We start from the raw sequence: 21,661 nt of genomic DNA on the forward strand, positions 1-21,661 counted from the left end.
CAAGTTAGTATCTGGCTAATTCTTCTTTGACCAGATTAGCAATCACCTGTGCAGCTGCCTCTACATCGAGTACCCGGGTGTTACCTGTTCTCCGTTCCTTGAGCTCTACTTTACCCTCGGCCAGGGTTTTGCCTACAGTAAGGCGATAGGGGTAACCAATCAGGTCTGCATCCTTGAACTTGACGCCGGCCCTTTCAACCCTATCATCAATTACAGTTTCAATCCCCAGCTGAGTTAACTGACTATAGATTTTTTCCGCTGCTTCCCGCTGTTGCTGATCTTTCTCGGATACAGGTATAACCACCACATGATAGGGAGCTATGGCCAACGGCCAGATGATCCCATTTTCGTCATGGTTTTGTTCAATAGCAGCTGCCATTGTCCTGGTAATACCGATACCATAGCAACCCATTACCATTTCTTTTTGTTTGCCATTTTCATCCAGAAAAACAGCATTCAGAGCTTTACTGTATTTTGTCCCTAACTGGAATACTTGTCCAACTTCAATACCTTTTGCTGTCAGCAATTTGCCTTCTTCACAGCGCGGGCAATGTTCTCCTGCCTCAACCATCCTTATATCTGCAACCAGGTCAACTGCATAATCCCGGTCATAATTAACGTTTTTTAAGTGATAGCCGTCTTCATTGGCTCCACAAACCAGGTTGTTCTGCTGGACTACTTCCGGGTCCGCAATGACCTGCCATACCTTGCCTTTTAGACCCACCGGTCCGATTGAACCAGGAGCTACACCGATCTTTTCTACTACTTCTTCATCACTGGCCAGATGCAATTGCAAAGTATCAACCAGGTTTTGCAGCTTGATTTCATTAACCTGTCTGTCTCCTCGCAGCACAGCAGCTACCAGACCTTTTTCAGTATGATAGATCAGGGTTTTAATAGTCTGTTCAGGAGCTATTCCCAGAAAGGCCGCTACCTCATCAATGGTCTTTTGTTCTGGAGTGGCGATTTTCTCTAAAGGCTGGGCTTCCTGTTTTCCCCTGGCAATCAATCTGGACTCAGCCTTTTCCACATTGGCAGCATAGGTACAGGTATCACAGTACACAATGGTAGCTTCACCCGCATCAGCAATTACCATAAACTCATGGGTACTGCTGCCCCCAATGGCACCTGCATCGGCCTCTACTGGCCTGAATTTGAGGCCCAGCCTGGTAAAAATCCGGGTGTAGGCATCATACATTTTTTGATAGCTGATTTGCATGCCTACTTCATCTTTATCAAAGGAATAAAGATCCTTCATGATAAACTCGCGCCCTCGCATCAGTCCAAACCGTGGCCGGCGTTCATCCCGGTATTTGTTGGCAATCTGATAGAGCAACAGGGGCAGCTGTTTATAGGAATGCACTTCATTGCGCACCAGGTCAGTAATGATTTCTTCATGGGTTGGTCCAAGGGCGAATTCGCGACCGTGCCTGTCTTTTAAACGGAAGAGCTCGTCACCATAAACATGCCAGCGCCCTGATTCCAGCCAGAGCTCTGCAGGCTGGATGATGGGCATGGTAATTTCCTGGCCCCCGGCCCGATTCATTTCTTCGCGGACGATTTGCATTATCTTATGCAAAACCCGCTGTGCCAGAGGCAAATATGTATAAACACCAGCGGCAGCTTTGCGGATAAATCCCGCTCTGAGCAGCAGCTGATGACTGATAACTTCGGCTTCAGCCGGAGTCTCTCTCAAAGTGGGTGCTAATAACTGGGATGCTCTCAACTAATCCAACCTCCTTATTTCTTCTAACAAAGCTGATAATAACTGTTCTTCCGGCACCTTGCGGATAACCTGTCCCTTTTTGAATAATAATCCGGCTCCTTTGCCCCCGGCAATGCCAATATCAGCTTCCCTGGCTTCGCCGGGACCGTTAACTGCACAACCCATAACAGCTACTTTCAGGGGCCGGTCTATCTGGTAAAGAATCTGATCAACCTCTTCTGCCAGCTTAATTAAATTCACCTGGCAACGACCACAGGTGGGACAGGAAACCAGCTCCGGGCCAGCCTGACGCAGATTCAAACTCTGCAAAATCTGCCAGGCAGTTCTCACCTCATAAACGGGATCAGCGGTCAGGGAGACCCTCATTGTATCACCTATACCTTCAGACAGCAATATTCCCAGACCTACTGATGATTTTATCACACCACGGAACAAGGTGCCAGCCTCTGTAACACCTATATGCAAGGGATAAGGCACTTTTTGTGCCAGCAGTCGGTAAGCAGCCAGCAAAACCGGAACCCGGGAGGTTTTCAGGGAAATTTTTATTTCCTCATAGCCAAATCGCTCCAGTAATGCTACATGCCTGAGAGCGCTTTCAACCAGCGCTTCGGCACAGGGATGGCCGTATTTTTCCAGCAAGTCCTTCTCCAGAGAGCCGGCATTAACCCCGATTCTTATTGGTACTGCTCGCTCCCTGGCAGCTGCCACAACTTCTTTTACCCGATCTTCACTTCCGATATTGCCAGGATTAATGCGCAGGCCTGCAACTCCATGGGCCAGAGCCTTTAAGGCCAGGCGATAATCAAAATGAATATCGGCAATCACCGGCAAGGGAGACCTGCGGCAGATTTCCTTGAGTGCCTGAGCTGCTTCTTCATCAGGTACGGCCACCCGAATAATTTCACATTTTTCCCGGGCCAGTACCTCAATCTGCTGCAGGGTAGTCTCCACATCCCTGGTATCGGTATTGGTCATGGACTGAACAGATACAGGCGCTCCGCCTCCGATTAATATATTCCCTATCTTAATCTGTTTTTTACTGGCCAAAAACAACTCCCCCTATTTCAGCAGCTGGGAAATATCATTTACAGTTACCACTACCATTAACACCAGCAACAGAGCAAAACCCACCAGGTGAACGATGTTTTCCCGTTTGGGGTCTACCCGGCGACCGACCAGCCCCTCCCAGCCTACAAACAGCAGTCGGCTGCCATCAAGAGCCGGAATGGGCAACAAATTAAATAATCCCAGCTGCAAACTTAATAAAGCAGCTAGCTGCAGCAAGTTCAGCCAACCTGCCTGAGCAGCCTTGCCTATCTCCATACTAATACGAGCCGGACCAGCCAGCCCTGCCGTCGGGTCGGGCATCTTAAACAAGTTAGCCAGATAGTGTAAAACAGTAGAAGTAATTTTACCTGTATATAGTACCCCATAACCGGCTGCTTCCCAGAGGTTAACTGATTTCATTTTTGGTGGCTGAGGGGAAATACCAATCATACTCTGCCCTGTTGCCGGGTCCTTTTTGGGTCTAAGCTCGATCAGCATCTTCTTCTGATTCCGGAGAATTTCCAGAGAAACTCGCCCTTGTTCCTGCTTTCTGATTTCCTGGACTACTTTTTCCCAATCCGTTACGGTCTTGCCATTGACCGCAATAATTCTATCTCCCGGCTTTAGTCCTGCAGCTTCGGCAGGCATGTTTTTTATCACTTCACCGATAACCGGCTCAATTACTGGTACACCCAGTTTGAAGAAAATTCCTGCTAGAATCAGGATAGTTAAGACAAAATTCATTAACGGTCCTGCCAGGATTACCAGTCCTTTTTGCCAGGGTTTCTTTTCATTAAAGCCTTCCCCCGGCCGGTATCTGAGCGCCCCATCTTCATCGGTATCTTCTTCCTCATCCATCCCGGCAAATTTAACAAATCCTCCCAGTGGGATAGCCCGTACACTATATAGAGTTTGGTTGCGTCCGGTTTTACCAAAAAGCATAGGGCCAAAACCGATAGCAAACTCATAAACTTTCACGCCTACCGCTCTGCCGGCAAAATAGTGTCCGGCCTCATGTACCAGCACCAGTAAACCAAGAACCAGGATAGTAGCGATTACCGAGACAAGAAAACTGGTCATTTTAATCACCGACCTTTCTTAATCAACTCAGCAGCCTTATAGCGCGCCTGCTGGTCGATATGAAGCACAACCTCCAGATCTTCAGCCTTCTGAGGCGAAAACTGGTCCAGGGTGGCTGCAATGACATCTACAATTTCCACAAACTTTATTTCCTCATTTAAAAATGCTGTAACCGCAACTTCATTGGCTGCATTGAAAATCGTTGGCGCCAGTCCCCCTGCCTGACCAGCCAGATAGGCTAATTTCAATCCTGGATACTTGGCATAATCCGGCAGCGAAAAAGTTAAGCTGCCGATACTTGCCAGATCCAGCCGCGGCCAGGCCCCACTCCAGCGCTGCGGCCAGGAGAGGGCGTACTGAATGGGCAGGCGCATATCCGGTAAACCTAATTGAGCCAGCTGGGAGCCATCACAAAACTCCACCAGTGAATGGATAATACTCTGGGGGTGGAGCAGCACCTGGATCTGTTCATAGGGTATACCAAACAGCCAGTGCGCTTCGATCACTTCAAGACCTTTATTGATCATGGTAGCGGAGTCAATGGTTATTTTGGCTCCCATAGACCAGTTAGGATGAGCCAGAGCATCTCTAACTGTTGCTTCCTGGAGGCGCTGGATATCCCACTCGCGAAAAGCCCCTCCGGAAGCGGTTAAAATCAATTTACTAACTTCATTTTTCTTTGACCCTTGAATACATTGAAAAATAGCAGAATGTTCGCTGTCTACCGGGATAATTTTGACGCCATGTTTTTCGGCCAGGGCCATCACCAGTTCTCCTGCTGCTACCAGGGTTTCCTTGTTGGCCAGAGCAATATCAATTCCTTGTTTAATAGCGGCAATAGTAGGCAACAGCCCCCGGGCACCAGTAATAGCCGTCACAAGCAAATCTATCTCAGCTTCAGTAGCTGCTTTTAATAAACCTTCAGTACCCCAGTAGATTTCTGGAACCCAGCTTTCAACCCGCAGTTGCTGAGCTAGCCACTCAGCGTCCTTCGCTTCTGCAACTGCTACTACCTCTGGCTTAAACTCCCTAATCTGAGCCAGCAATAAATCCACGTTACGTCCTGCAGCAAGGCTTGATACTTGCAGATTTTCCCGCTGGGCACGGACTACTTCCAATGTCTGTGTCCCAATGGAACCTGTACTGCCGATTAGTCCTATTTTGCGCATGTCTGAACCCCGTTTCTTTCTATTATATCCGTGTTATCCCAGTTTTAATAACCGCCTGAATAGCGATTAACAGGATAGGACCCAATACTACCCCCAGAGCGCCCCAGAGCTGATAGCCTGTATAAATCGCTATTAAAGTGGCCAGGGGATGCAGGCCCACATTATCAGCGACCACTTTTGCTTCCAGTAGCTGCCTGACCAGGCTCAGCACCCCATACAGGATAACCAATTTCAGAGCAAAAAAGCCCTGGCCGTGAAAGTAACTGAGCAGAGCCCAGGGTAACAATACTGAGCCAGGGCCCAGCACCGGAATAAAATCCATTAACCCTACCACAATTCCCATGGTTAGAGCAAATTGACTGCCCGTCAGGTAAAGACCACCAATGGCCAGGATAGTGGTAATTGTAATAAGTATAAGCTGGGCCTTGAGATAGCCAGTAAAGGCCAGTATAATTTTCGATCCCACTTCTAAAGTCGTTTCTCCCCAGGGAGGATTTAGCAGTTGTAACCAGAAACGGATAATTTTTTCTTTGTCCTTGAGGAGAAAAAAGGCTGCCAAAATGGCGATAATCAATACAACAAAGCCGCCAGTAATACTGGCTGGTAATACTTGTACTGACCTCAGTAAAGTCTCTGATGCTGAAATAATCAGCTGCTGGCCTTTAGCCACAATATTATCTATATTGTCCTTGACAGCCTGATGGAGCTGCGGTGGCAACTCCCGGTAAAATGCAACCCCTTTTTCCAGCAATGCGTTAGCTTTTTGCCAGACGTGATCAACAAAAATAATGATCTGTTCCCGGTATTCAGGCAGTTCTCGGGTTAAGCGAAGGGTTTCCAGAATCAATCTGGCTAAAATCAGGGCCCAGATAACTATAAATCCGCCTACTACACCAGATAAGGTTAATAAAACAGCCAGAGACCTTTTTAATTTAAATCTTGCCTCCAGTTTATTAACCAGTGGATCCAGCAGGACTGCCAGAAAAGCCGCCAGGATAAACGGTAATGAGATATAAAGAAACTTTCCGAGCCAGGGCATCAAAAATGGTAAAAAGTAAGCCCCACCAAAATAGAGGGTGAGTAAAATCAGCAAGGCCGTCAGCCATTGATAATAATTGGAAGCCATCCGCCTCATCCATTGCCCCCCCTAACAAACCAATCCAGCAAAACATAGGCCAGCGGCGCTGTAAACATGATCGAATCAAACCGGTCCAGTACTCCTCCATGGCCCGGAAAAATGTTACTACTATCCTTTACCCCTGCCGCTCTTTTCAAAGTGGATTCTGCCAGATCTCCCAGCTGTCCTCCCAGACTTATGACAATCCCAAAGCCAGCCCAGAAAAGGTAAGAAAAACCGGTCAGTTTAGGCCCCAGCATTGCCAGCACCAGGGCAGCAGTGACCGCTCCACCAATAACCCCCTCGATGCTTTTTTGGGGACTGATCACTGGTGCCAGGGGATGTTTTCCCAGGGCCCGCCCTGTAAAGTAAGCCCCGGAGTCGGCCAGCCAGTTAGCAATAAAAAACAATGCTGTCAACCATAATCCCTGATCTTGCTCTCGGAGGAGTAGAATGTAAGTGAGAGAAACAGTTACATATACAATACCAAAAAAGCCTGCTCCTAGATCTGACCAGCGTAGGCGCGGAAAAGATATAACCGCAATCAGCAATGTCCAGAGCAACAGAAAGGTTATTCCATAATCAAGACGATGATTAATCATGCTGAAAAAGACCAGTATTACCCCCGGTCCAGCCAGCAGCCAGCTGACCTTTATCCCCAGATGCTGAAGGATATTTTTCAGCTCCCACTGGCCCAGCAGCGCTAGGATCAGAATACCTCCTCCCAGCCAGCTTCCCCCCTGCCAAATAAGCCAGAGAGCCAGAGGTATTCCGATAATGGCAGTTATAACCCTGTATACCAGCACAAAATCACCTCTATAGTTATAGCAAGCCGCCAAAACGGCGCTCCCGCTTTTGATAATCCACTATAGCCTGTAAAAAATGCTCTTCCCGGAAATCAGGCCAGAGCACATCTGTGAGCCAGAATTCCGTGTAAGCTAACTGCCAGAGCAAATAATTGCTGATGCGCAATTCTCCAGCAGGGCGAATCAATAAATCAGGATCTGGGATATCTCTGGTGTAAAGAAACTTTTCTATCACCTCTTCATCAATAGAACCGGGGTCAATTTTCCCTGCTTTCACTTCTGCCGCAATCTGATTTACCGCTTGCACTATTTCAGCTCTACCGCCATAGTTTAGACACAAGCCTAAAACCAGTTTGTTATTTTTGGCAGTTAAATTGATAGACCTGGTCAGTGCCTGCTGGGCAGCAAGGGGTAACCCGGCCAGATCGCCATAAGCCCGAATCTGAACTCCTTGCTGATTTAACTCTGCCACCTCTTTTTCCAGATATTCCACCAGTAAATTCATCAGTGTATCCACTTCTTCTTTAGGCCGCTTCCAGTTTTCCGTGGAAAAAGCATATACTGTGAGATATTTTATACCAATGTTTGTACAAACTTTCACCGCTGTACGCAAGCTTTCCACACCGGCACGATGACCAACACTTCTTGGCAATCCCCTTTTTTGTGCCCAGCGGCCGTTGCCATCCATAATAATGGCAACATGTTGGGGTAATCGAGACAGATCTATTTCATTAATTTGGTGATTGTCCGCTTGTTTTTCCGGCAAAACCGCAGAACCCAACATGCGCGATATCCATTTGGCCACGGGCAATCCTCCCTCCGATAATTTACCATAAATATATTATAACATGAAAAAACCCCCTCGGCGAGGGGGCTTTTTCCCGCAATTTAGCCCTGGCTGATTGCGCCAGTGGGGCAAGCTTCTGCACAGCTACCACAATCTACACATGCATCAGCATCAATGGAGTAGATATCCCCTTCCTTGATGGCGCCATTCGGGCAGGTATCCATGCAGGTACCGCAAGCTACACACTCATCGGAGATTTTGTAGGCCATTCCTCACACCCCCTTTCCCTATGTGGAAAATTAAAGTTCCATAATTTCTTCTTCTTTATGTTCAGCTAATTTATCGATTTCTTTAATATATTTGTCAGTCAGCTTCTGAACCTCATCCTGACCGCGTCTAACTTCATCTTCAGAAATGCCTCCAGCTTTCTCCTGAGCTTTCAGCTCATCATTTGCCTCTCTTCTCACATTCCGCACAGCAACCCGGGCCTCTTCCGCCTTTTTCTTAACCACTTTTACCAGCTCAGTCCGCCGCTCCTGGGTCAATTGCGGAATAGCAATACGAATTACGGTACCGTCATTGTTGGGGGTCAGCCCCAAATCGGATTTCATTATCGCTTTCTCAATTTCATTCAAAACACTCCGGTCCCAGGGTTGAACTACCAGCAACCTGGGTTCAGGAGCGGAAATATTAGCCAGCTGGTTAACAGGAGTTGGCACACCATAATAGTCCACTGTTACCTTCTCCAGCAAAGCGGGAGTTGCGCGTCCAGCCCGCAGAGAAGCCAGTTCTTTTTTTAGTACAGCCACTGCTTTTTGCATTTTCTCTTCATGCTCACGAATGATTTCTTTAATCATTTCGTCTCTTCACCTCCAACTAATGTACCGATCTTTTCTCCCAGTACTACTTTCTGGATATTGCCCTCTTCATTAAGGTTGAAGACAATAATGGGAATACTGTTATCCATACACAGGGAAGTGGCGGTTGAATCCATTACCCCCAGCCCCAGTTGTAAGACATCCAGATATGTAAGTTCTTTAAACAGTCGGGCAGCGGGGTTTTTCTTGGGATCAGAGTCATAGACCCCATTTACCTGCTTGGCCATCAGGATAACTTCCGCTTCTATTTCGGCAGCCCGCAAAGCTGCGGTGGTATCAGTAGAAAAATAGGGGTTACCAGTGCCGGCTGCAAAGATCACCACCCGTCCTTTTTCCAGATGGCGAATCGCTCTCCTTCTTATATAAGGCTCAGCTACCTGCCGCATCTCAATGGCCGTTTGTACCCTGGTATCCACGCCCAGGTTTTCCAGGGCATCCTGCAGGGCCAGAGAATTCATCACAGTAGCCAGCATACCCATATAATCAGCAGTAGCCCTGTCCATGCCTTTAGCACTACCGGCCACTCCGCGCCAGATATTACCTCCACCCACAACGATAGCAACCTGGACTCCCAGTTTTACAATTTCACTAATCTGGCGGGCAATGTTCTGAACAGTATGCTGGTCAATGCCAAAACCCTGTCCACCAGCCAGCGCCTCACCGCTTAGTTTAAGAACAACCCGTTTATATTTTGGAACTGTCATGGGCCAACCTCCTGTATTTGTATAATCAATTCTACAACGGTGGCCGATTTCCTTTTGTTTTCAGAAATATTTTTACAAAAAAGAGAACACAAAAATGTGTTCTCTTTTATTACCAACTACCGCTGCAGCTCCTTCATAACTTCGGCAGCAAAATCATCCTGCCGTTTCTCCAGACCTTCACCCATTTCGTAACGAACAAACCGTCTGACATTAATATTTTCACCGATTTTGGCAATTTTTTCCTTGATAAGTTGTTCTATGGTGATGTCCGGATTTTTAACAAAAGGCTGCTCCAGCAAGCATACTTCTTTGTAGAACTTTTCAATTCTTCCTTCCACCATTTTTTCGACGATATTTTCGGGTTTGCCTTCATTAAGAGCTTGAGCCCGCAGAATCTGCTTTTCTTTTTCAATTACATCAGCAGGCACTTCTTCCCGCCGGACATACTGAGGCTTGGAAGCAGCAATTTGCATAGCAATATCCTTGCCCAACTGCTGGAATTCCTCGGTTTTGGCCACGAAGTCAGTCTCACAGTTAATTTCCACCAGGACACCTACACGGCCGCCAGCATGTATGTACGATGTAACGATCCCTTCAGCTGCAATCCGGCCAGCTTTTTTGGCTGCTGCAGCCAGCCCCTTTTCCCGCAGATATTCAACAGCCTTTTCCATATCACCATTGGTTTCCTGCAATGCCTTTTTGCAGTCCATCATCCCGGCACCGGTTCTTTCTCTTAGTTCTTTAACTGCCTGTGCAGATATCATCACGATAACCTCCTTAAATTTTTGTAATAAAAAGGGTGGGCCCGAGTTTCCGGCCACCCACCCGACTTTACTACTCGGTCATTTGCTGTCCTTGCAAACCTTCCAGAATAGCATCTGCCATTTTGCTGGTTAACAGCTTTACCGCCCTGATGGCATCATCATTACCGGGAATAACGTAGTCTACCTCATCTGGATCACAGTTAGTATCCACAATAGCGACCACCGGTATACCCAGTCGCCGCGCTTCAGCAACAGCAATTTTTTCTTTCCGCGGGTCGACCACGAACAAGGCACCGGGCAGTTCCTTCATATCCTTAATGCCGCCCAAGAATTTTTCCAGTCTGGCTTTTTCTTTTAACAGTTCGGCCACCTCTTTCTTGGGCAGTACGGCAAAGGTACCATCCTGTTCCATTCTCTCCAGCTCATGCAGCCGTTCAATTCTTTTCCGAATGGTGGTGAAGTTGGTCAGCATACCACCCAACCAACGCTGATTTACATAGAACTGACCACAGCGGACAGCTTCCTCTTTCACAGCTTCCTGCGCTTGTTTCTTGGTTCCTACAAACAGCACAGTCTTGCCTTCTTCAGCTACACTGCGCAGGAAATTGTAGGCTTCCTCTACTTTCTTAACAGTTTTTTGCAAATCGATAATGTAAATTCCGTTCCGGTCAGTGAAGATATATTCCCGCATTTTGGGGTTCCACCGCCGGGTTTGGTGTCCGAAGTGAACACCGGCTTCCAGTAATTGTTTCATGGAAACGACTGACATATTTACACCTCCATTAGTTTTACCTCCGCCCCCATCTTCTTCGCTGCCCACCTGTCTCCAGGCACTCGGCAGCGAATCCGGAGACGTGTGTATTTTACACACCAATTGCTATTTTAACATAACTTGATTTAATTGGCAAGGGTTCAGTGGGTCAGGGTTTTAAGAATGTCAGCAACCGATGTGTTTTGTTTTATCTGATAAGTTCCCGCTTTAAACTTCCGGGCCAGTCCCGCCTTATCCACTTCCATCAGAAAAGCTTTTTTATCCTGGATTAATCCTTCTGCCAGCAGAATATCCGCTATTTTTTCTGAAGTAACCCCTTTGGGCAAAACCACTAGAACCATGCGTTCTGCTGATGGTTGCTGGGCAGGCTGGACCGGCAAACGTTGCTGGGCTTGTTTTTCCCATTCTTTCCTGGCGTTGGCCAGTTCCTGGGCTACCTTTTCCGCCGCCTCCTGTCGAGTAATCATACCCAGAGAGCGGGCCCGGCTGATTAGTTCTGCTTCTGATAACTGCAGGTTGCTTTTTGCAAAAAACAGGGCTAAACCGCCCAGTACCAGGCCTATGCCCAAACCGCGCCAAAAGGCTTGCCTACCCATTATCGCCCTGCCTCCTTGCCAAATAAATCTATAATCAGCTGGGCTTCCCCTTTGCCTATTCCCAGACGGGCCGCAATTTCATCTATCGATAGCCCTGATTGCCATAAGGCTATGATTTCATCTTTATTTTTAAACCGGGAATCCATTTTCTTCTGCGGCTCCTTATCTTTTTCCCGGTTTTCTTTAACTTTGTCCTTAGTTTTAGGCTTTTTCATAACCTGTGGGTCTCCATCCGATACCACTGTTTTTTCCAGCCTGTTAACCAGTTTTTCTGCCGCTTCTTCCACTTCTGTCAATAACAAGGCTACATCTGCTTTTGCCTGTTCAACCCTGGTCAATATCGTTAATAGTTCGTCCTGACGTTTCAGATTTTCCCTTTTTTCCAGCCAGAAACTCCAGCCCAGAGCCAGTATACCTGCTAACAACATCCACCATTCTAATGTCACCGCAAATCGTCTCCTATACCAGAATATCCAGATGTTCCTTTTTCCCTTCTTCCCGTTCTTCCTGCTTTTCTTTGTCTTTTTCCGTTTTTTTTCGTACACGACTGCCCAGCGTTTTGCTGCTGGCTTGAATCTTTTGTTTCACATTTCGGGTCTGTTTATCCAGTTGAGCGCTGAATTCCTGATTAGCCTGCTGGCGAGCAGCCAGCTCAGTTTGCTGGATTTTGCTTACTTCCTGAACTTTAATGAAAGTATTTTGCATATCAACAGGCTTAATACTCATCGCTCTCCCCCTAACGCAAAGGCCGCATTTCGATTTCACCTTCCTGATTCAGCTGAAAAGACACGTATTGCACGGGTTCATCGATAATCAGGGTCTGGTCACCAATGACGATCCGGGTTCCGGGATGGACAATTTTTTCTATCATTATTTTGCCTTCAATTGAGGTTTGCAATAAAGTTAATAGCTCCTGCTCCTCGACTATCAAATTTTTTAATTCAGCTTCCAGATTAATTACTGATCGTTTTACCTTAATTAACAATGCCTTCTTTTCATCAGGAAGCTCACCGGCCTTTTCCTTCATTCGCTGCAGAAGGTCAATGATTTGCTTTGCTTTGGTCAAACTTTGTTGAACTGCTGTCAGCCCGGATACAGTCGCTAAATATCTAAGTTTCAGTTTCGGGCTTACTCCAGCTTCCAGCAAAGTATGAGTCCCCATCGGTGCTCCCACAGTTTTGGCCCGGATGTCCCGTCCAGCCCGGACTTCCCCGCCGGCAATCAGAGCTTTGCTGCCTTCCACTATGACCGAACCTTCCGCAATTACCTGGCTGTGCATAATCCCTTTCCCGATTTGCACATTCCCGCCACATTCAATGAATGCGTTTTCAACATAGGCTGCAAACAGGTTACCCTGACAGGATATCTGAGCGCCTTTTTTGCCAATAATGCCATTACGTACCCGCAAATGTCCCCCGGCCTGGATACTGCCTCCTAAGACAGCACCACCTACTTCCACATCAGCGGTAGCTTTGACCTGAAATCCGCCAAGCACATCACCGGTGATACGGATGGTGCCATCAAAATCAATGTTTCCGGTGGAAAAATCCACATTACCCCGCACCTCATATATATCAGATACGGTTACTTTGCCATTAATCAAGGCCACATGTCCGTTTTTTTCTGCAACAATTATATTTTCCTCCTGCAAAAGGCGCGTTCCTTTTCCTGCTTTCAAGACCACATCTTTTGCCTTTTTAGCAGGAATCACCCGACCATATATGTCCATTCCATCCTGGCCAGGTACAGGAGGAACCCGCTCGGCCAGCACATCCCCGGCTTTAACCTGTTGAATCAGTTCCAGGTTATAATAGTCGACCGACCCGTCCTGACGGGCTTTGGGAGTTAGAGGGAGCCCATTAATTTCAAAATGATATTTAATACAAGCATCTATTCCAGCTACAGGTTCCCGGCCCCGGGCTAGTAGAATTTTTTCTCCATTCCGTTTTACAATAGCGGTTTTAATATTTTCCTCAATCAAACCATATTTAATCTTCCGTTCATTGATAGCTTTCCAGACCAATTGTTCCAGTTTCTGGTCACTTTCTTCTGCTGCTGCAAGCAGCTGTAAAAAGGCTGTCATGTTATCCGCACTGGTTTCGAGACTTAAAACGATTTTCTTTTCTTTCTGCTGATCCATGACAGCCCCTCCCCCGGTTATTCCGCAAAAATCTTTTGCTTCTGTCGACTGAGCCGGCCCCGTAACCGGAAAATTGCTTTGGTATGCAGCTGTGAAACCCGGGATTCACTAACTCCAATTACTTGTCCTATCTCCTTTAAGGTCAAACCATTATAATAATACAGGGCTACAACTAGTTTCTCCTTTTCTGGCAGTTTGGCAATAGCGTCGGCAAGAATTTGCTTGACTGCTTGAAGCTGAACCTGTTCCTCAAGGGTTGGTTGACTTTTGTCGGCGATCAATTCATGGAATCCGGCAGTATTTTCTTCTTCCCCAGGAATCAATTCATCAAGGGAAAAAATAACCCCCTGGGAGCTCTGTACCAGCAGCTGCTGATATTGCTCCTCTGACAAACCTAAAGCCTGGCAAATTTCTTCATCCGTAGCCGACCTACCCAAACGCTGTTCTAACTCCCAAATTCCCTGTTCTAATTTCTTTACTCTGGCTCTTACTGAAGCTGGCATCCAATCCAGCTGGCGCAAGCCATCGATTATCGCCCCTTTGATGCGGGCTACCGCATAAGTTTCAAATTTGATGCCTCGCTCAGGCTCAAACCGTTCGATGGCTTCCAGTAAACCAAAGGTACCAAAACTTAATAATTCATCATAAGTGATACTGGATGGCAAGCCTGAAATAAGCCTGCCCGCCACATATTTAACGAGATGAGCATAACGTTTAATGAGGGCCTCCTTCAACTCTGGTCCTTTTTTTTCTTTATATTCTGCCCAGAGCTGTTCATCCTTTTGCCCGCTCAATTTAATGGCCAACATGGGCTCACCTCTTTAGATATGATAGTTTTTAGCTGCCATAGTACGAATATGCACAAGCCCTGTTTCCAGGTCAAATTCAATGGTTCGCCCGATATTTCCTCCAGTGTCCTCCGCCAGCAAAGGAATATCCCAGGCAGCAAGGGCTGTTTTTACCGCTTCCACATTTCTCTGTCCCACTTTCATGATTTCATGTTCACCACCAAAGGAAAACATCTGGGCCCCGCCTGCAATCTTAGCTTTTAACCGACGGCGGCAAGCCCCATGGTTTTCCAGCAACTGGATTAGTGCCGGTACGGCTGTATCAGCAAATTTCGCGGGATTTCCCACTACCCTGGCTTTAGTGCTATCTGGCAGCATAATATGGGCCATGCCGCCTTTTTTGCTGAGAAAATCCCAGAGACATATGCCTACACAGGAACCCAGACCAGAAGTCAATAACCGGGCAGGAGCCTGTCCTATCTTTAAATCAGCCATCCCAACTTTTATAATCTCCATCTCAACTTACACTCCCAGCGCCGTAACTATAACTCTAAGGGAATCAGGCTCAGGCAAGAGGAAAAAGTGCCCGATCATTTCCTTGTGATTTAGCTTGAATATGGTCTCTATTATCAGTACCTCATTGGAAACATGCCCTAGTTCCGCAGCAACACTAGAAAGGATATTGCAGCCATAATCCAGGGCCACCCCCGGTATCGAAGGATAAAATCTGATACCAGTAAAGCCAGTAATGGCCGCTAGAAAACCTCCTGTTACGATATTTCCGACTTCAGCCAGGGCCGATAACTCAAACTGATTAAAACTCCCCGTCTCAGTTACAGAGCGCTGTAACAGCATTTCCACCAGCTGCTGGGCCATGGATTGCGGCAAGAGCCATAAAACTTCTCCTGGAGCTTGCCCCTTAATCTTCTGGTAAATACCATAAACAGTTTCCTGGCAAATAGGCGATGCTTCCAGAATCTCCTGATAAGAAACAATATTTATCTCCGGCACTGACATCTCTACTCTCTGACCCAGCATGGTGGCCAGAGCAGTGGCACCATTACCAGCACCAATATTGCAAACTTCCCTGATTACATCCAGCTGCGCTTCACTCAATTTTTTGAATTCCCCCACCCCAATTCCTCCTTAAATTGCCGTTTCAATACCATCACTACCCGATCTGGCAATTTAACAAAAGCGTCAATATATTTTTCGTAGATATCAGTTTGAATCTGATCTTCTCCTACCTTGGTTACACTGCTAATTTCATCAGCCAGTACCCCAAACATACCCTCCTGTTCAGTCAAAATTATAATTCGGCTTTCTTCAGTGATTAACGGTTCCGGCAAGCCAAACAACCGGTGCAAAGAAAGGACTGGTACTACTGTTCCCCGCAGGTTTATCACCCCGAGAATATAGGAGGGTGTCCGCGGCACCCTGGTAATTTTAACGAGCGGAAAAATTTCCTTCACTCTGTTGATATAAAGACCATACCATTTGTTTTGTAAACGAAATACAACAATTTGAACCTCCACTGCCTTTACCTCCCCGTCAATAGGGATGGGACATCCAGGATCAAGGCAACTTCACCATTGGCTAAAATGGTAGCACCTGCAATGCCTGAAATCCCTGTCAAAAGTGGGCCCAGGGACTTGATGACGATTTCCTGCTGTCCCAGCAGTTCGTCCACGATCAACCCTATCCTCTGTCTCCCTGTTCTGACAATAACCACAGGCAATTCTGTTTCCGGCTCTGGTATCTCCCAGGGGTGTTCCAGCAATTCTTTTAAAATGTACACAGGAACCAGTACTTCCCTTAGTTTTATATAATAAGCCCCCTGTAGTTCCAGAATATCCCTTTGTAAAATTGCCGCTGTTTCTTCGATATAGCCGATCGGTACTGCATAGGTCTCCTGACCGATCTTGATAAGTAAGCTCTGCAAAATCGCTAAAGTTAAAGGCAAAATAATGTGCACAGTGGTGCCCTGATGCAAACGAGAATTCAGCATAATCCGCCCATTGAGGGATTCAATTTTTTTCTTCACTGCATCCATTCCCACACCACGGCCAGAAATATCGGTCACTTTTTCTGCTGTACTCAATCCCGGTCGGAAAATCAAAGCCAGTTTTTCCTCTTCACTCATTTGTTCCGCTTCAACGCTATTGATAAGACCGTTCTGCAAAGCCTTTTGTACTACTTTCTCAGTATCAATCCCTTTGCCATCATCCTTAATTTCAATGACCACATGATTCCCTTCATGAAAAGCCGAAAGACTGATGGTTCCGGCAGCTGGTTTTCCTTTTGCCAGCCGCTCAGCAGGGGATTCAATACCGTGGTCAATGGCATTTCGCAGTAGATGCACCAGTGGCTCCCCAATTTCATCTATCACCGTGCGATCCAGCTCTGTATCAGCTCCATAAACCTGAAAATCGATCTCTTTTCCCAGTTCTCTGGCCAGATCCCTAACCATGCGAGGAAAACGATTGAACACCGTCTCAACTGGTACCATGCGAACTTTCATTACCAGGTTTTGTAATTCGGAGAAAATAAAATCCATTTGTTCGATAGTCTCGTTAAGTTCTTTCAGTCCATTTTTCCTGGCGATGGCGAATAAGCGGGTTTTATTTATTACCAGTTCTCCCACCAGGTTCATCAATATATCCAGTTTCTGAATATCCACCCTGAGGGTTTGAGCTTTCAACTGTCCTGACGGTTTCTTATCAGATTCTACCGCTGGTTTTATCGTTTCCTGCCCTGATGATACTGCCGGTTTTTCTGTTTTTGTTTCCTGTACCGGTCTGGCCTGAAGCTGAAAGGCTTCGATGTGATAGCTTTCCAGTTCAGAGACAGATTGCATAGCTGTTTCTACTGCACTGGCTGATTCGGAGCTTATTAACAGAAATTCCACTATCCGGTCAAAATTGTCTTCTTCAATTTCCGATGTGTCAGGTACGGTTTTAATAATTTCCCCCAGCTGCTCCAAATTGCGATAAACCATCAATACCCGGGGCACTTTCATTAAACAATCTTCCCGTAGAATTACTTTGATTTTCCAGACATTTAACCCCTGGCTACTGGCATCCTGTACCACTCTTACTTCATACTCATTGAGTACCATAGCAGGTGCGGGGGAAGTTGTCGGTTTAGACTCTTCATTTTTTTTGGTAGTAACTGATTCAGCGGCCTCAGGTTGATGATTCCTAAGCTGATTGATAATATCCTGCGGCGATGTTTGAATACTGCCCTGGCTGGCGACTTCCTCCAGCATAATTTCCAGCGTATCAGCTACTTTCAGCAAAAGGTCAATCCCATTGGAACTGATACATTGCTGGGTTCCCCGGTAGGGTTGCAAGAAACTTTCCATTTCATGGGTAAGTTCGGCCATCTGGGTAAAACCCATCGTTGCCGACATTCCTTTCAAAGTATGGGCACTGCGAAAGAGCTCATTGATGGTTTCCAGGTTACACGGGTCTTTTTCCAGCTCCAGCAAACACTCACTGATTTTTTGCAAATGCTCCCGTGCTTCCTCAAAAAATATGGTTAGATACTGGGACAGATCCACAATTCTCCCCTCCCCTGGGCTATAGCCATTTCATTATCTCCAGGGCAATTTTATTCAAAGGCACAACTACATCAACGCCACCTTTTTGGATTGCTACTTTTGGCATACCAAAAACCACACATGAACTTTCATCCTGGGCGATAGTTTTACCCCCGGACTTTTTGATTTCCACCATTCCATCAGAGCCATCCCCACCCATACCGGTCATAATCACCCCGATTTTGGGCAGATTTAAGCGGGCTACTGATTTCATCATTACATCTACTGATGGTCGATGTCCGGAAACCGGTGGTGACTGGTTTAGACTGATAAAGTAACTGCCCTGATTTTGACGAACTTCCATATGATAGTCTCCAGGTGCGATATAAACGACCCCGTTTTTGATTTCCTCTCCATCTTCCGCTTCCTTGACTACTAAATGAGAAATGCTGTCCAGTCTCTCTGCCAGCGATTTGGTAAATCCTCTGGGCATATGCTGTACAATCAGGATAGCCGCCGGTAAATTGCGGGGAAACTGGGTCACCACTTCCTGTAAGGCCCTGGGCCCTCCTGTGGATGTACCGATTGCAACCAGCTTGGAAACACGCTGAAAAGCAGTGAGCTTTGCCCCTGTCTGAGGAAGAAGCGAGAGGCTGCTGCTCGTTTTTTTCAATTTGGCCAGAGCAGCATTGCTTACTTTAATGATTAGTTCCTCCTGGACTTTATCCAGATCAAAACTAATTTGTCCTGAAGGTTTGGCTACAAAATCCACCGCTCCCAGTTCCAGAGCTTTAATGGTAGCTTCTGCCCCTTCTGTCGTCAGAGAACTGAGCATAACCACTGGGAGTGGGAATTGTTCCATAATTATTTTTAAAGCTTCCAGGCCGTTCATGACCGGCATTTCCACGTCCAGAGTCATCACCTGGGGTTTTAGTTCCTGGACCTTTTCTATGGCTTCCTGACCATTTTTGGCATATCCGACTACTTTGATTTTACCGCTGCTTTCTAAGATCCTGGTGATGTACTGGCGCATAAATGCTGAATCATCAACAACTAAAACTTTTAATGGTTCCATAGCCAAACCCCCTATAACAATCCCTTCTTTCTCAGCTCCCGTTGCCGATCGAAAATGTATTTTATGATTTTATCCCTGTCCCGTTCTTCAATAATAGTAAACTGTATACCGATATTGTAACCTTTTTTGGGTTTTTCCAGGGGCAGGCAGCGTACTACCTTGCCTACGGCGATGATTTTATCCTTTGGCAGTTTTAAATGGAGTTCCAGTTCGGTCCCCAGTTCCAGGGGTTGCGGGATTTCGATGCGCACGCCGCCACCGGAAATATCTTTGGTTACAGTATCAGTTCCGGTTATATCATCTTCTTGCAGTTTATAAAAGGTCAGGGGAACGCTGTCATCCAGGCGGACGTAGTTGCGTCTCTGTACCCGATTTACTGATTCTGGAATGCTAATGGATAATATCGCTTGGGGAGCTGTGGCCCGGGAAATTACTTCAGATTTAAAGCTGTATATTGCCGACTGGTCAAAATACCGCACCAGAATTTGGCTTCCTACTCTTACGGGAACAGGTACTCCTTTACTAAAGGGCAAAGCGAGGATGATTCTGTCAGGTGCAATCTCTTCTACTCGGCTGCGGTAAACCCCGGAAAGATTTTCTTCCAGCAATTCTATTTCCACATTCTGGTTTACCGACAGCTGCGGTACTACCGCCACTCAAATCCCTCCCTCAACTGAAGAAACCAATAATTTTGTTAAAAAATGATTTAACTCCACCTGGCGGTTTTTGGGTATCCTGCCCCGTTAATAATTTATCGGCAATTCCTTTCATACAGGTACTGGCCAAGCAATTGGGGTATTTTAAAACAAAAGGTTCCTGATATTTTACCGCCTTGGATACATGGAGATCATCCCAGATAAAACCCAGTTGCTCCAAATTCAATTTCAAGAAACGCTGTGAAACCATGGTTAGTTTATTGGCTGTATTTTTGCCTTCCTCCATGTTTTCGACCCGGTTGACCACCAGGCTGATGCGGGCATCCGGCTTCTTGCTATGCAAAGCCTTTATTAAACCATAAGCATCAGTAATACTGGTCGGCTCCGGTGTGCAGACCACAATTACTTCATCTGCCGCCTGTACAAAAGCCAGCACATTCCGGTTCAGACCGGCCCCGGTATCGATAAGGAGTATGTCTGCCATACCCTCTAATTCCTGCAGGCTCTTGATAAAAGTATTTAGTTTTTTGCGGGAAATATTAGCCAGTTCCTGAATTCCCGACCCTCCTGCAATGATCCCCAGTCCCCCCGGGCCAGTTGTAATTATATCTCTAATATTCATCTCATCTTTAATGAGATTATAAAGGGTATATTTAGGAGTTACACCCAGGACTACATCCACATTGGCCAACCCCAAATCAGCATCGAAAACCAGTACCTTTTTACCTAATTTTGTTAAAGTAAGGGCCAGGTTAATGGTAAAATTGGTTTTACCGACCCCGCCTTTCCCTGACGTTACAGCAATAACCCTGGTTCGGTTAAAGCGCGGATCTTTTTCTCTCAGCTCAGCCTCAGCCTGTTTCTTTAAATTCAAAGCCAGTTGCCGTAGTTTTTCTGCCTGATCAGCCATGGCTTATCTCTCCTTTATCAGTTTACCAGCTAACCAGGTCGGGTCAGCTTCACTGATATCATCTGGTACTTCTTGTCCCGTTGTAACATAGACTAAAGGCTTCCTGGTTTTTTGCAGAACTGAGAGAATACCGCCAAAAGAAGAAGTTTCATCAATTTTGGTAAGAATAATTTTGTCAAACTCTATATCCCGGTAATTTTCAACAATCTCCAGCATATCTTTTCGTTTTGTCGGTGCACTCAGAACCAAATAGGTTTCATCTGGCTGGGCCGCAGCAATAAAGCTTTTGAGTTCCACCATTTTATCTTTGTTGCGGTGACTGCGCCCGGCCGTATCGATTAGCAGTAAATCTTTATCCTGATGTTTTTCGATGGCCTCTTTCATGTCCTTAGGCGAATAAACTACTTCCACAGGCAGCCCCATAATATCTCCATAGGTTTTTAGTTGCTCAACTGCTGCGACCCGATAAGTATCTGAAGTCAGTAACGCTACTGCAAAATTTTGCTTGATAGCAAAGTTAGCAGCAATTTTAGCAATCGTGGTAGTTTTACCAACCCCTGTTGGCCCAATGAAAGAGACAACCAGCGGTCTTTCTTTGTTTTTATTCTTTTTTACAGTAATAGGTTTACCTTTTTTAAAATATTTCTCCAGGACATGCAGTATCTTCTCCTCTTCTGTTTGACTCTCTTCCTCACTTGCTCTAAGCTGTTTAAAAATCTTTCTTAATATGTTTTCTTCAACTTCCTTGTCCTGAAGCAGGGCCCAGTATTTTTTCCCTTCTTCTGACAACTCGGCTGGGATTTTCTTTTCATCCACTATTTCTGCCATACGGTCAATTTTCTCTTTCAGTTCATGAATTTCCTGCTTCAATTCGACATTTATTTGTTTGTCCTGGATCTCAACAGGCTGTGACGGTACTGGAGGAGAGGAAATTTTTTCTTCAACCGCAGCGGTAACCTCTACCATCTGGCGGCCAAAGAGCCCGAAAAATCCACCCTCACGAAATTTGCGGGTATGGATGATCACAGCATCTCGCCCCATATCATTTCTGACTTTCAGCATCGCCTCATTAACTGTAGGTGCCACAAAGCGTTTTACTTTCATT

Annotated in this window: 25 protein-coding genes; all 25 read right to left on the bottom strand. The window is 46.3% G+C overall.

All coding sequences use genetic code 11. The features are described 5' to 3' along the window. Positions 1 to 4: 4 nt before the first annotated feature. The 25 genes from ULO1_RS04400 to flhF all read right to left on the bottom strand — a co-directional run bounded on the left by ULO1_RS04400 (position 5) and on the right by flhF (position 21,660). The gene (locus ULO1_RS04400; RefSeq protein ID WP_079906367.1) at positions 5 to 1,726 is read right to left on the bottom strand and encodes a proline--tRNA ligase; all 1,722 of its coding nucleotides are present in this window, start codon (positions 1,724 to 1,726) and stop codon (positions 5 to 7) included. Beyond that, positions 1,727 to 2,779, bottom strand: coding sequence for a flavodoxin-dependent (E)-4-hydroxy-3-methylbut-2-enyl-diphosphate synthase (gene ispG / locus ULO1_RS04405; RefSeq protein ID WP_107753467.1), 1,053 nt, complete (start codon positions 2,777 to 2,779; stop codon positions 1,727 to 1,729). It abuts the gene before it with no gap. A gap of 6 nt (positions 2,780 to 2,785) precedes the next feature. Then, entirely contained in the window at positions 2,786 to 3,853 is a 1,068-nt protein-coding gene (gene rseP, locus ULO1_RS04410; RefSeq protein ID WP_079906366.1) for an RIP metalloprotease RseP, read from the bottom strand. A gap of 5 nt (positions 3,854 to 3,858) precedes the next feature. Next, the gene (locus ULO1_RS04415; RefSeq protein ID WP_078665255.1) at positions 3,859 to 5,022 is read right to left on the bottom strand and encodes a 1-deoxy-D-xylulose-5-phosphate reductoisomerase; all 1,164 of its coding nucleotides are present in this window, start codon (positions 5,020 to 5,022) and stop codon (positions 3,859 to 3,861) included. A gap of 22 nt (positions 5,023 to 5,044) precedes the next feature. Next, complete coding sequence (ytvI, locus tag ULO1_RS04420; RefSeq protein ID WP_078665256.1) at positions 5,045 to 6,157, bottom strand: sporulation integral membrane protein YtvI; 1,113 nt, start codon at positions 6,155 to 6,157, stop codon at positions 5,045 to 5,047. Next, positions 6,154 to 6,945 carry a phosphatidate cytidylyltransferase gene (locus ULO1_RS04425; protein ID WP_159071881.1) on the bottom strand — a complete coding sequence of 264 codons (792 nt, stop codon included), beginning with the start codon at positions 6,943 to 6,945 and terminating at the stop codon, positions 6,154 to 6,156. The genes ytvI and ULO1_RS04425 overlap by 4 nt, the downstream gene beginning before the upstream one ends. A gap of 16 nt (positions 6,946 to 6,961) precedes the next feature. Further along, complete coding sequence (locus ULO1_RS04430; protein WP_078665303.1) at positions 6,962 to 7,729, bottom strand: isoprenyl transferase; 768 nt, start codon at positions 7,727 to 7,729, stop codon at positions 6,962 to 6,964. A gap of 104 nt (positions 7,730 to 7,833) precedes the next feature. Continuing rightward, positions 7,834 to 8,001: a DUF362 domain-containing protein gene (locus ULO1_RS04435; protein WP_078665258.1), complete on the bottom strand. Its 168-nt coding sequence runs from the start codon at positions 7,999 to 8,001 to the stop codon at positions 7,834 to 7,836. A 30-nt stretch (positions 8,002 to 8,031) separates the two neighbouring features. Beyond that, positions 8,032 to 8,589 (bottom strand): ribosome recycling factor, encoded by a 558-nt coding sequence (gene frr / locus ULO1_RS04440; RefSeq protein ID WP_078665259.1) that lies wholly within the window; start codon positions 8,587 to 8,589, stop codon positions 8,032 to 8,034. Continuing rightward, entirely contained in the window at positions 8,586 to 9,314 is a 729-nt protein-coding gene (gene pyrH / locus ULO1_RS04445; protein WP_078665260.1) for a UMP kinase, read from the bottom strand. The genes frr and pyrH overlap by 4 nt, the downstream gene beginning before the upstream one ends. Before the next feature lie 116 nt (positions 9,315 to 9,430). Further along, complete coding sequence (gene tsf, locus ULO1_RS04450; RefSeq protein WP_278308208.1) at positions 9,431 to 10,135, bottom strand: translation elongation factor Ts; 705 nt, start codon at positions 10,133 to 10,135, stop codon at positions 9,431 to 9,433. Positions 10,136 to 10,148: 13 nt separating this feature from the next. Continuing rightward, positions 10,149 to 10,847 (bottom strand): 30S ribosomal protein S2, encoded by a 699-nt coding sequence (gene rpsB / locus ULO1_RS04455; protein WP_078665262.1) that lies wholly within the window; start codon positions 10,845 to 10,847, stop codon positions 10,149 to 10,151. A 143-nt stretch (positions 10,848 to 10,990) separates the two neighbouring features. Beyond that, positions 10,991 to 11,446 carry an endolytic transglycosylase MltG gene (locus ULO1_RS04460; protein ID WP_078665263.1) on the bottom strand — a complete coding sequence of 152 codons (456 nt, stop codon included), beginning with the start codon at positions 11,444 to 11,446 and terminating at the stop codon, positions 10,991 to 10,993. Beyond that, positions 11,446 to 11,892: a DUF6115 domain-containing protein gene (locus tag ULO1_RS04465; RefSeq protein ID WP_143311824.1), complete on the bottom strand. Its 447-nt coding sequence runs from the start codon at positions 11,890 to 11,892 to the stop codon at positions 11,446 to 11,448. Before ULO1_RS04465 ends, ULO1_RS04460 begins: the two co-directional genes overlap by 1 nt. Before the next feature lie 13 nt (positions 11,893 to 11,905). Then, a complete protein-coding gene (locus ULO1_RS04470) occupies positions 11,906 to 12,172 on the bottom strand; it encodes a hypothetical protein (protein ID WP_078665265.1) in 267 nt (88 codons plus the stop codon). A 10-nt stretch (positions 12,173 to 12,182) separates the two neighbouring features. Then, entirely contained in the window at positions 12,183 to 13,586 is a 1,404-nt protein-coding gene (locus tag ULO1_RS04475; protein WP_079933046.1) for a DUF342 domain-containing protein, read from the bottom strand. 17 nt (positions 13,587 to 13,603) lie between these two features. After that, positions 13,604 to 14,395 carry a FliA/WhiG family RNA polymerase sigma factor gene (locus ULO1_RS04480; RefSeq protein WP_078665267.1) on the bottom strand — a complete coding sequence of 264 codons (792 nt, stop codon included), beginning with the start codon at positions 14,393 to 14,395 and terminating at the stop codon, positions 13,604 to 13,606. 12 nt (positions 14,396 to 14,407) lie between these two features. Beyond that, positions 14,408 to 14,890 carry a chemotaxis protein CheD gene (locus ULO1_RS04485; RefSeq protein ID WP_079933047.1) on the bottom strand — a complete coding sequence of 161 codons (483 nt, stop codon included), beginning with the start codon at positions 14,888 to 14,890 and terminating at the stop codon, positions 14,408 to 14,410. Between the two features lie 6 nt (positions 14,891 to 14,896). Next, positions 14,897 to 15,508, bottom strand: a complete 612-nt coding sequence (locus tag ULO1_RS04490; protein WP_078665269.1) for a chemotaxis protein CheC — start codon at positions 15,506 to 15,508, stop codon at positions 14,897 to 14,899. Further along, the gene (locus ULO1_RS04495; RefSeq protein ID WP_159071882.1) at positions 15,487 to 15,909 is read right to left on the bottom strand and encodes a chemotaxis protein CheW; all 423 of its coding nucleotides are present in this window, start codon (positions 15,907 to 15,909) and stop codon (positions 15,487 to 15,489) included. The genes ULO1_RS04490 and ULO1_RS04495 overlap by 22 nt, the downstream gene beginning before the upstream one ends. Before the next feature lie 5 nt (positions 15,910 to 15,914). Next, positions 15,915 to 17,936 (bottom strand): chemotaxis protein CheA, encoded by a 2,022-nt coding sequence (locus ULO1_RS04500; RefSeq protein ID WP_078665271.1) that lies wholly within the window; start codon positions 17,934 to 17,936, stop codon positions 15,915 to 15,917. Positions 17,937 to 17,955: 19 nt separating this feature from the next. Further along, positions 17,956 to 18,990, bottom strand: coding sequence for a chemotaxis response regulator protein-glutamate methylesterase (locus ULO1_RS04505; protein ID WP_079933048.1), 1,035 nt, complete (start codon positions 18,988 to 18,990; stop codon positions 17,956 to 17,958). Between the two features lie 11 nt (positions 18,991 to 19,001). Next, positions 19,002 to 19,646: a flagellar brake protein gene (locus tag ULO1_RS04510; protein WP_078665273.1), complete on the bottom strand. Its 645-nt coding sequence runs from the start codon at positions 19,644 to 19,646 to the stop codon at positions 19,002 to 19,004. Positions 19,647 to 19,659: 13 nt separating this feature from the next. Further along, entirely contained in the window at positions 19,660 to 20,556 is an 897-nt protein-coding gene (locus ULO1_RS04515) for a MinD/ParA family protein (protein ID WP_078665274.1), read from the bottom strand. Positions 20,557 to 20,559: 3 nt separating this feature from the next. Next, positions 20,560 to 21,660 (bottom strand): flagellar biosynthesis protein FlhF, encoded by a 1,101-nt coding sequence (gene flhF / locus ULO1_RS04520; protein WP_079933049.1) that lies wholly within the window; start codon positions 21,658 to 21,660, stop codon positions 20,560 to 20,562. Position 21,661 lies beyond the last annotated feature (1 nt).

Origin of the sequence: Carboxydocella sp. ULO1 (assembly GCF_002049255.1) — a bacterium.
Classification (GTDB): Bacteria; Bacillota.